The organism is Neisseria sp. HMSC70E02 (genome assembly GCF_001838645.1).
In the GTDB taxonomy this organism is placed as follows: domain Bacteria; phylum Pseudomonadota; class Gammaproteobacteria; order Burkholderiales; family Neisseriaceae; genus Neisseria; species Neisseria macacae.
Window position 1 is genome coordinate 3,686 of sequence record NZ_KV838089.1, and the last position, 8,841, is coordinate 12,526.

Annotated in this window: 9 protein-coding genes and 1 pseudogene; 1 reads left to right on the forward strand and 9 read right to left on the reverse strand. The window is 46.8% G+C overall.

Features of this window, described 5'->3' with window-relative positions; all coding sequences use genetic code 11:
• Window positions 1–1,864, reverse strand: a 1,864-nt coding sequence (locus tag HMPREF3277_RS06265) for an outer membrane insertion C- signal (protein WP_070870380.1), incomplete at its 3' end; no start/stop codon positions are given.
• A 401-nt stretch (window positions 1,865–2,265) separates the two neighbouring features.
• Entirely contained in the window at window positions 2,266–2,481 is a 216-nt protein-coding gene (rpmE, locus tag HMPREF3277_RS06270) for a 50S ribosomal protein L31 (RefSeq protein ID WP_003760375.1), read from the reverse strand.
• 446 nt (window positions 2,482–2,927) lie between these two features.
• On the opposite strand from rpmE, the gene HMPREF3277_RS06275 reads away from it, so the two are divergent.
• Window positions 2,928–3,449 carry an acyltransferase gene (locus HMPREF3277_RS06275; protein ID WP_039863261.1) on the forward strand — a complete coding sequence of 174 codons (522 nt, stop codon included), beginning with the start codon at window positions 2,928–2,930 and terminating at the stop codon, window positions 3,447–3,449.
• 21 nt (window positions 3,450–3,470) lie between these two features.
• Here the strand turns inward: HMPREF3277_RS06275 and HMPREF3277_RS15280 are convergent.
• From HMPREF3277_RS15280 to HMPREF3277_RS06305, 7 genes and pseudogenes are all read right to left on the reverse strand, one after another.
• Window positions 3,471–3,584 (reverse strand): annotated as a pseudogene (locus HMPREF3277_RS15280) (IS5/IS1182 family transposase); the annotation flags it as partial.
• A 52-nt stretch (window positions 3,585–3,636) separates the two neighbouring features.
• Complete coding sequence (gene cysS, locus HMPREF3277_RS06280; protein WP_070870381.1) at window positions 3,637–5,058, reverse strand: cysteine--tRNA ligase; 1,422 nt, start codon at window positions 5,056–5,058, stop codon at window positions 3,637–3,639.
• A gap of 32 nt (window positions 5,059–5,090) precedes the next feature.
• Complete coding sequence (locus HMPREF3277_RS06285; protein ID WP_070870382.1) at window positions 5,091–5,534, reverse strand: SRA domain-containing endonuclease; 444 nt, start codon at window positions 5,532–5,534, stop codon at window positions 5,091–5,093.
• A gap of 97 nt (window positions 5,535–5,631) precedes the next feature.
• Window positions 5,632–6,246: an ATPase gene (locus tag HMPREF3277_RS06290; RefSeq protein WP_070870383.1), complete on the reverse strand. Its 615-nt coding sequence runs from the start codon at window positions 6,244–6,246 to the stop codon at window positions 5,632–5,634.
• On the reverse strand, window positions 6,227–6,415 hold the full coding sequence (locus tag HMPREF3277_RS06295) for a hypothetical protein (RefSeq protein ID WP_003763141.1): 189 nt from the start codon (window positions 6,413–6,415) through the stop codon (window positions 6,227–6,229). Before HMPREF3277_RS06295 ends, HMPREF3277_RS06290 begins: the two co-directional genes overlap by 20 nt.
• A gap of 77 nt (window positions 6,416–6,492) precedes the next feature.
• Complete coding sequence (gene obgE / locus HMPREF3277_RS06300) at window positions 6,493–7,647, reverse strand: GTPase ObgE (RefSeq protein WP_070870384.1); 1,155 nt, start codon at window positions 7,645–7,647, stop codon at window positions 6,493–6,495.
• 194 nt (window positions 7,648–7,841) lie between these two features.
• Window positions 7,842–8,540: a thiol:disulfide interchange protein DsbA/DsbL gene (locus tag HMPREF3277_RS06305; RefSeq protein ID WP_070870385.1), complete on the reverse strand. Its 699-nt coding sequence runs from the start codon at window positions 8,538–8,540 to the stop codon at window positions 7,842–7,844.
• Between the last annotated feature and the right edge of the window lie 301 nt (window positions 8,541–8,841).

The window sequence follows — 8,841 nt, forward strand, 5'->3', positions numbered from 1 at the left end:
TGTATTTTGCCAATTCTTCGAAATCAGCTTTGTCAGCTTTAGTTCCGATGGCTGCTTTATTGGCATCAATGTCTTGGCGGTTAGCTTCTAAAGCATCGGCTGCAGTTAAGCCTGCTTTTTTCAAATTAACGATGTCTTCATCAATACGGGCAACAGCTGTTGTAGTCGCATCACTCAGGCTGGTAACTTCGTCACCGATGTCGTTAACTTTTTTGCCCATATCGGCAGTGTATTTTGCCAATTCTTCGAAATCAGTTTTGTCAGCTTTGGTTTCGATTGCCGCTTTATTGGCATTTACATCGGCGCTGATGTCATTAACAACTGCTGCTGTTTTTACCAGCGCTTCGCTGTTCTCGGTAACAGCTTTATTCAAACCATCCAGCGTTTCATCATGTGCTGCAACAACTTCTTTCAAACCCATGCCTTCAAAATCGGCATTTTCAACATCTTCTTTTGTGGCGGTACGGATGACTTTTGAACCATCATCTTTAGTTACAACAATTTGATCGCCTTCTTGGAAACCGTTGAGCTCTTGAGCATTCTCAATTGCTGCCAATGTAGCTTGCGCCGCAGCTTTGTGGGTATCTTTCACAGCTTCTTTCAAGCCCAGACCTTTGAACTCGTCGGCTTTAACGTCTTCTTCGGTTGCTGTTTTAACAGACTTAACACCATTATCATCGGTAACGATGATTTCATCTTTTTCTTTGAAACCGTTGAGTTCTTGGGCATTTTCGATTGCTGCAAATGCGGCTTGTTCGGCAGCCTTTTTGGCTCGTTCAGTCTCAGCGGTCAAATCAGCAAAACTTTGGTCATGTTGTGCAACAACTTCTTTCAAGCCCAGTCCGCCAAACTCATCTTGTTCAACATCTTCTTTGGTAGCTTTTTTGACAGATTTGACACCATCAGCATCGGTAACGACGATTTCATCGCCTTCTTTAAAGCCATCAATTTGTTGAGCGTTTTCCGCAATGGATAAAGCAGCACGTTCAGCCAACTCATCCACTGCTTTATTTGCCTTGTCAGCTTTTTCGGCAACTGCATCAATTTTAGAAGCGGCATCCACTGCGTTAGCGGCGGCATCTTTGGCTTCTTTTACTTTACTGTCAATATTGGCAGAAAGCGCGGTTACTTTATCTTCGGCGGCTTTAGCGGCGTCTTTGGCTTCTGTTACTTTACTGTCAACGTTGGCAGAAAGCGCGGTTACTTTGTCTTCGGCGGCTTTAGCAGCGGCTTTGGCATCTGCTGTGTCTTGTGCCAGGCTGTCCACACGGGTGTTTACTGCGGTTACTTCTTCGCCGATTTCGTCAAATTGGTCGGAAATGTCTTTACCCATATCGGCTACTGATTTATTCAGATCATTCACACCTGTGGCAACTTCGGCAATACGAGTACCATTGGTGGTAATGGCTGTTTTCAGTTCTTCGATGGTTTTGTCTTGTTCATCTAAAGCTGCCTCAGTGTCGTCCAACAGATCATCCACGCGGGCATTGACGGCAGTAAGGCCGCCTGCCAAGCCTACACCTTTCAGGCTGTCGGCTTCGATATCTTCATTAGTGGCTTTACGGACGGTTTTTTTACCATTGGCATCAGTTGTAATGAAATTTGAACCAGACGCAAAACCATTAATGGTTTGTTCTAACTCTAAGGTTTTCAAAAGCAGTGCATCGCTATCTTTTTTGAAAGTCAGCTTACCGGTATCTTTATCAAACGTCGTACCTTCGCCGAAAACAGTAAAAAATGCTGCTTTCCCCTGATTTTTTTCTGTGACGGCTTGTGCGAAGTTTACTTCTTCTGCGGCCGCTGCGCCGCTCACTACGGCTGCCGCAACAGCCATGCTTAATACTTTTACATTGAATTTTTTCATGTTTTTTACCTTTTGTGGTGGGTGTAAGGACGTTATTCAAGCTTCTCTTTTCCCCGTAAACTGAAAAAGGGACACCGCATGGTCTTAACGGTGATAGTCACTTGAAGAAAGTTGCGCCTACAATTGTAAAAAAATGAAATTTAAATGCAAGTATTTTGCATAACTTTTTTGCATATTGTGAAAATATGTTGCACAAATACATCATCTGCATAAGACGGGCAAATACTCAGCAAATAATTTAGATAAATCATTTACCCATTCTTGATGATGAAAACATATCGGCGTATAAACCGTTGTTTGTTACGCTACGCAGTATGTCATTGAGTTCCAAATTGACTGTTTTTAGGGCATGAAAACAAAAAAGACTGCGTATAGCAGTCTTTTTTGTCATAAAGCGGCGATTAGCGTTTGAACAGGTTGCCGAATTTGTTGTTGAATTTATCCACGCGACCGGTAGTGTCGACGATTTTTTGAGTACCGGTGTAGAACGGATGGCACAAAGAGCAAACCTCGATGTTGAAGCTGTCTTTTTCCAGAGCGGATTTGGTTACGAATTTGTTACCGCAGGAGCAGGTAACGTTGATTTCGTGGTAATTAGGGTGGATACCTTGTTTCATGTTGTTTCCTTTCGATTAAGCGGGCATAGGGGATGTGCCTATGCTTCAAACAAGCTGGTGATTATTGATAATTTTTGTTTGTTTGTCAAGAGGATATTACCTTCACCCTGGCTAGGGGCCTAAAATATCGTTATTTTTAAGTATGGCTAGCGAATTTACTGGAATAACGTATTGTTGTCAGGCATTTAACCGGGCAATATTTGTTGTAAATAAGGTTTTTAGTGCTATCTGCTATCAGGCTGTATATTCGGGCAGCAGATTGGTTTTGAAGCAGTAAGCCACTGTTCATTCAAATCCATACTCATTCTAACAAATCCATCACAAACAGCATTATGTAGCTTGTGATTGTGAATCAGATTATGCATATACCGAAATTTACCATTTTTCATAAACTTCATCTTACAACGCGTGTCTCATGTGAACCTGTCCTCAAAATGGAAAATCGGATGAGTATTAAAATAAAAATGTGTTCTTGGCTGCTGCGCGGACTGGGCGGAATGTTGCCTCAGTCTTATATGAGGGTTATAGGACCGCCTTCTCAAAAAATCAGATCTTTCCTTGCATCGGGAATTTCCTCGCATATCGGCAAAAACGTCAATATTGAAAAAGGTGCGTATGTCATGCCGGATACGGTGATCGGCGATAACTCGGGGGTCGGTGTCAATTGCGAAATATGCTACGGTCTGACGATAGGAAATAATGTCATGATGGGGCCGGAATGTTTGTTTTATTCCAATAATCACAAGTTTAATCGTGAAACTTTGAAATATGAGGGCTATACGGAAATCAATCCGATTGTGATTGAGGATGATGTTTGGATCGGACGGCGCGCGATTATTATGGGCGGGGTCCGAGTAGGAAAAGGAGCAGTCATTGGCGCAGGGGCTGTGGTAACCAAAGATGTGCCGCCGTATTGCGTCGCCGCGGGGAATCCTGCGGTCATCAAGAAGAACCTGTTAGAAGATTAAAGTACACACATCACGGTTTCCAATCAAATATAGTGGATTAAATTTAAACCAGTACGGCGTTACCTCGCCTTGCCATACTACCTGTACTGTCTGCGGCTTCGTCGCCTTGTCCTGATTTATGTTAATTCCACTATAAAAAGGTCGTCTGAAAATGTTTTCAGACGACCTTTTTTCATATCAAAGCAAATTAGCCGCGCCGCCAAGTCGTGCCGCCGGCGTTGTCTTCCAGAATGATTTTGTGTTCGTTCAGAAGGTCGCGGATGCGGTCGGACTCCGCCCAGTTTTTATCCGCGCGCGCCTGTTTCCGCTGGGCGATTAAGTCTTCGATTTCTTCATTGGAGAGGCCGTCTGAAACCGCACCGCCTTGCAGGAAATCGGTCGGATCGCGTTGCAGCAGGCCGATGATGCCACCCAAGGCTTTCAGGCAGCCGGCAAGGTGTGCATCGTTGGTTTTATTCACTTCGCCTGCCAGTTCGAACAGCGCGGCAACGGCTTCGACCGTACCGAAATCGTCGTTCATGGCGGCGTAGAAGCGGCGGGTGTAGTCATTTGCGTTTTCGGACAATTCGAACGCGGCGGCAGGGGTGTTTTTCAAGGTAGTGTACAGGCGTGTTAATGCGCCTTTTGCGTCGTCCAAATGCGCGTCGGAGTAATTCAGCGGGCTGCGGTAGTGGGCACGCAGGATGAAGAAACGCACGACTTCGGGGTCATATTGCTTCAACACTTCGCGGATGGTGAAGAAGTTGCCCAACGATTTGGACATTTTTTCGCCGTCCACACGGATAAAGCCGTTGTGCAGCCAGTATTTGACGTGGCTGGCGATACTTTGCCCGTGGTGGGTTTGCGCGTGGTCATGGCCGCAGGTATGGCCGCTTGCGCCGACGCTTTGGGCGATTTCGTTTTCATGGTGCGGAAACTGCAAATCCGCGCCACCGCCGTGAATGTCGAAAGTATCGCCAAACAGGTTTTCACTCATGGCAGAGCATTCAATATGCCAACCCGGACGGCCGTTGCCCCAAGGGCTTTCCCATGCAGGTTCGCCTGCTTTGGCGGCTTTCCACAACACAAAATCAAGCGGATCGCGTTTGAAACCGTCCACTTCCACGCGCTCGCCTGCGCGCAGGTCGTCCAACGATTTACCCGACAATTGTCCGTAAGCGGCAAACTCGCGCACGGCGTAGTAAACGTCGCCATTGGCGGCAGGGTATGCCTTGCCGTTTTGAATCAGGGTCTCAATCATGGCAATCATTTGCGGGATGTTTTCCGTCGCCTTCGGCTCAATATCCGGACGCAACACACCTAAAGCATCGGCATCTTCGTGCATAGCCTGAATGAAACGCGCGGTCAGTTCACCGATGGTTTCGCCGTTTTCAGCCGCACGGGCAATGATTTTGTCGTCGATGTCGGTGATGTTGCGCACATAAGTAAGCGGATAACCGCACTCGCGCAGCCAGCGGGCAATCATGTCGAACACAACCATCACACGAGCATGGCCTAAGTGGCAATAGTCGTAAACGGTCATGCCGCAAACGTACATACGCACGTTTTTAGGGTCGATGGGGGCGAAGGGTTCTTTTTGACGGGTAAGGGTGTTGTAGATGGTGGTCATGTTTTTTTAAATCTTGTATAAACAGGGGTAAATTATTTGGATTTTTTGTGCAAGCAGAATTCAAATACGTTTCGTTCTGGGCCATTATTAGTTGCATGTTCTTTTTTAACTATATAAGGCTGATGTTCATCTAATATAAACTCACCAATGTATCGGACATGAGCATTTAGTGTGTCATTGGCAAAGACACGGATGGCTTTTCCTGTCTGTTTATGATCCAAGAGAGCTTTATTCCCATTTATCATGCGCTGATCACCACGTTGCCCTTCACCACAATAAAACAGGGTAGTTCCCTTCTCATCCCAGTGATCATAATAGCCGTGGTTTTCGCCTTTTTCTGGGTGAGTAAAAAGGAAGATATTGGGTGTTTTTGCCGAAGCAGCAATACCACTTTGTCTATTGCCGCCATATTGGTCATGCAATTCTGAACGTTTAATAATATCGTTTTCTTGTAAAGAGAAAGAATTAGAAGACATCTAGCTCTCCATTGATTAAAAAGGCTGCCTGAAAATATTGGTTGCGATAACTACTTCTCTACTTTTACTATTTCAGACGCAGTCTCACCATTTTGAGTTATGCATGAGATAGGAACGAATCAAAAATTAATCCATTTGAAAGTATGGTTTGCTCGATTGGCTGTACCCAATCGACTAAATGTTTGTTTTTCAAATATTGATGTTGATTTATCCATATTTGTAACTGTGGATAAACCGATGAGTTATCAAAAATAAAACTTTCGTCGGCAAATGGTAATGCAGTATAAAGGTTTTGTAGGCTTGTATAGTAGCGTTTGAGAATTAATTCAGGGGCTATCCAATGCCCGCCGCTTGCGACACGCTCTTGCATTCGTCGAATATTTAATTCGGGCGTAGCAAGACCGATATAATTGAGTATGACATAAAATCCAGCGGCATTAGCTGTTTGAATGCGGGTAAGGGCGGATTTGCCGGATAAGGTCGATTCCATGGAAAAAGAAATTTGATTATCCAACGCTTGACGGAATAAGCGCAATGCGGTTTTTCCCGCTTCCATATCAGCTAAGCGGGGCATTTCAGGGTTAATTTCTGCTGCGATATGGTCGGAATCAATCACTAACGAGACACGATCTTGATTGAATTGGCGCAGGGTAGATTTGCCTGAACCATTAGCACCACAGTAAAAAATCGCTTTAGGCCGGTTGTTTGACATGGCCTACTGTTCTTTGATTACCGGAAGGATGATATTCGATCAGATTGCCTTCATTATCGACTACCGTGATTACGGCGTATTTCCGTTTTTCTGCTAGCCATGCCTGATACAAAATCTTAAGCATAGCTTGCTTTTTCGCCAATTCGACACGTTGTTTATCAGAAATCATGGTCTTCCTTGCTTTTTTCCTGTATTCGGACGACCCTATATTACATTAAACAGGTCGTCTGAAAACTTTTTATTTCCTTACTCGGGTTTAAACACACCTGTATCCGTTTTAGGCTGTTGTTCGGCAATCTCAACATTTGCCGCTGCCTGTTCCGCATCGGCTTTTTCAGCTTCAATGCGTTTTTTCTCGGTCAGGTATTGGTTGATTTGGTGTACCAACTCCTGTGTACCTTGGTGGGTTAGTGCGCTGATTTGGAAGAGGCGCGGGGTTTCCATGTCGAATTGGAAGCGGTCGTCGGGTTTGGGGTAATCCCAGCCGATGGCTTCGAGGAAGGCGGCGGTGCGCGTTTGGGCTTCTTCTTCGTCGAGCATGTCGAGTTTGTTCAGCACGAGCCAGCGCGGTTTGCCGTAGAGTTCTTCGTCGTATTTGCGCAGTTCGTTGATGATGGCAAGGGCTTCTTCGGCGGGGTTGACGGTTTCGTCGAAGGGGGCCAAATCGACGACGTGCAACAGCAAGCCGGTGCGCGATAAGTGTTTGAGGAACCGGTGGCCGAGGCCTGCGCCTTCAGCCGCGCCTTCAATCAGGCCGGGGATGTCTGCCATGACGAAGCTGTGGTTTTCGTCGATGCGCACGACGCCTAAGTTCGGATGCAGGGTGGTGAAGGGGTAGTTGGCGATTTTGGGACGTGCGGCAGATACGGCGGTAATCAGGGTGGATTTACCGGCATTGGGCATGCCTAACAAGCCGACATCGGCGAGGACTTTGAGTTCGAGCTGCAGGGAACGGGTTTCGCCTTCTTCGCCGGGCGTGGATTGTTTGGGCGCGCGGTTGACGGACGATTTGAAGTGGATATTGCCTAAGCCGCCTTTGCCGCCTTTGGCAAGGCAGACGCGCTGGCCGTGATAAGTGAGGTCGGCGACGATTTCGTCAGTGTCGAGGTCGCGGATAAGGGTGCCGACGGGCATTTTGAGGACGATGTCGTCCGCCCCTGCGCCGTAGCGGTCGGAACCGTGGCCTTTTTCGCCGTTTTTGGCTTGGTAGCGTTTGACGAAGCGGTATTCGACGAGGGTGTTGGTGTTTTCGTCGGCTTCTGCCCAGACGCTGCCGCCTTTGCCGCCGTCGCCGCCGTCAGGACCGCCGCGCGGTACGAATTTTTCGCGGCGGAAACTGGTTGCGCCATTACCGCCTTTGCCTGCGGCAACTTCGATTTTTGCTTCGTCGATGAATTTCATGGTGTTCTCTTGTATTTTGGGTTTCAGACGACCTTTTGTGTCGGAGGTCGTCTGAAAAAATGGGAATGGGGGATATTATAAGGGATATGGGGGATGTGCGCCCGTTTCTCTGTCCCTCTTGGTTTTTTGCCGGTTTTTTTGTGAAAACAGCCGTCCTGAAATCGCGGTTTCGGACGGCTGTTTGCTTTTTGGGATTATTTGGCAGTTTTTTGTTCTTCGCGTACTCTGTCTGCAAGCAGGTCTATGGTTTTCATACCTGATTCCCAGTCGGCAAATTCGACTTTGTATTTGCCACCGACAATGACGGTGGGCGTGCTGTCGATTTTGTAGGTATTGGTCAGCTCTGCCATTTTGTCTACGCGGGTTTGGCTTTCAGGGGATTCGTAGGCGGCGAGGACTTTTTTGCCGTCAAAAGCGGTTTGCTCATTCAACCATTTTTTGAGAGTTTCAGGGTCTTGCAGTTTGACTTTCTGATTAACCATAGCATCAAAGATATGGCTGTTTGCAATGTCTTTGGTGTCTGCGACCGCCATATCGACGGCGGCAGCAAGGCGCGCCAACGGTTTCATCTCATCGCCCCAAACAACGTGTTCAGTACGAAGGTAGGTATCGTCTTTGAAGGTTTTGACGTGTTTGCTCAAAACGGGTTCGAGGTGGGCGCAGTGCGGACAGAAGTAGCCGAAAAATTCGAGGACTTCGACTTTGCCTGCTTGTTGCTGAGGAATGGGGGTGCTGAGTGTGGTGTAGTTAAGCCCCTCAACTAAAGCGACAGGCGCAGCGGAGGCTGCTGAGGCTGCAGGCGCACTGTCGGCGGGGACGCTGGTTTGGACTTTGTTGTCGCAGGCGGCCAGGGCCAGCAGAGCAGCAGCAAGGGTAAGGGTTTTCAGTTTCATGTTTACTCCGTGATTTTCAGTCTAATATGGGATTTTATTGTATTTTTACAGTTTGATATATGGTTTGATGCGAAAAAGACAGTTTCATATGAAGAAAGGATGGTTTCAGACGACCTTTGAAAAATAGGGATTTAGTGCAAATTTACCGTCTGCAGGTACCGGCTTTCAGTATTTTTAAACTGAGAATCTTGAGCAAAAGTATCAAACTGCGAATAGTTTGAAGAAATCGGCGGATTCGGATTTGAAGTGCAACACTTGCCGCATAATGGCCTTTTTCTGTTATGGAAAGTTGCACTTCAAA